The organism is Modicisalibacter radicis (assembly GCF_900961225.1).
GTDB lineage: Bacteria > Pseudomonadota > Gammaproteobacteria > Pseudomonadales > Halomonadaceae > Modicisalibacter.
Genome location: NZ_CAAHFN010000105.1, coordinates 1 through 1,462, shown reverse-complemented (window position 1 = coordinate 1,462; position 1,462 = coordinate 1). Strand labels below are relative to the sequence as shown.

2 protein-coding genes are annotated in these 1,462 nt (G+C 66.6%); both read left to right on the top strand.

From position 1 onward, the window contains the following. Positions 1–242: TRAP transporter large permease subunit (locus HR9077_RS18195; protein WP_136067381.1), on the top strand; the 242-nt coding region annotated here is incomplete at its 5' end. 37 nt (positions 243–279) lie between these two features. Beyond that, entirely contained in the window at positions 280–1,272 is a 993-nt protein-coding gene (araD1, locus tag HR9077_RS18190) for an AraD1 family protein (RefSeq protein ID WP_136068723.1), read from the top strand. The last annotated feature ends 190 nt before the right edge of the window (positions 1,273–1,462 follow it).

Here is a 1,462-nt window from a genome sequence, read left to right as displayed (position 1 = left end):
TGCCGATCATCGACCAGCTGGGCTACAGCCCGATCTGGTTCGGGATCCTGTTCGCGGTGAACATGCAGGTGTCGTTCCTGTCGCCGCCGTTCGGCCCGGCCGCGTTCTACCTCAAGGGGGTGGCGCCGCCGGAGGTCAGTCTCAAGGACATCTTCGTCTCGCTGCTGCCGTTCATTGCCATCCAGTTGGTGGTGCTGTTCGCGCTGCTGTTCTGGCCCAACCTGGCCATGTGGCTGGTGTGACCGGCCAGCCCCGCTACACTGCTCAAGGGAGCCCGCTATGCGACTGATACAATGTGAACACCAGGGCCGGCTGCGCGTCGCGCTGGTCGAGGATGAGCGGCAGGTTCGCCTGCTGGATGCCGAGCACGGCACCTATGGCCTGGCGCAGCGCGCCATTCGCGAGGGTCAACAGCTGAGCGCGGTGGTCGAGGCCGCGCTGACCGAGACCCGGCTGGACTACGCCGCACTGGCCGCCGAAGGTCGCCTGCGCACCCCGCTCAGCCACCCCGACCCGGCCCACTGCCTGATCAGCGGCACCGGCCTGACCCACCTGGGCAGCGCCGACACCCGCTCGGCGATGCATGCCAAGGCACAGGCCGCCGAGGAGACGCTGACCGACTCGATGCGCATGTTCAAGATGGGCGTCGAAGGCGGCAAGCCCGCCGCCGGCGAGGTCGGCGCCCAGCCGGAATGGTTCTACAAGGGCGACGGCGGCATTGTCGTCGACCCCGAAGCAGCGCTGTCGGTGCCGGCCTTCGCCGAGGACGCCGGCGAGGAGCCCGAACTCGCCGGACTGTACGTGATCGGCGACGACGGCCAGCCATGGCGGGTAGGCTACGCGATCGGCAACGAGTTCTCCGACCACGTCACCGAACGCCACAACTACCTGTGGCTGGCCCACTCCAAGCTGCGCGCCTGCAGCTTCGGCCCGGAGCTGCTGATCGGCGAGCTACCCGAGCACCTCGAGGGCACCAGCCGTATCGTGCGCGACGGCAGGACGCTGTGGGAAAAGCCCTTTCTCACCGGCGAGGCGAACATGGCACATACCCTGGCCAATCTCGAGTACCACCACTTCAAGTACCCGGGTTTTCGCCGCCCGGGCGATGTCCATGTGCATTTTTTCGGCACCGCCACCTTGAGCTTCGCCGAGAACATCCGCACCCAGGAGGGCGACCGCTTCGAAATCGAGCTGCCGGCCCTGGGGCGGGCGCTACGCAATCCGCTGACGTTCGTCGCCGACGACGGCGGCACCAGCGTCAACGCACTCTGATTCATGGCCTGATTCACAGTCGGGCCCGTATCCGTCGATACGAGACATGCTGCAGCATCACCCTCAGGAGGAAGTCATGACCTTGGAAGGCAAACTACTCATCGGCCAGCAGGCCGTCGCCGGTTCCAGCGACGCGATCCAGGCCATCGATCCGGGCACCAACCAACGCCTGGAGCCGGTCTATGCCGGC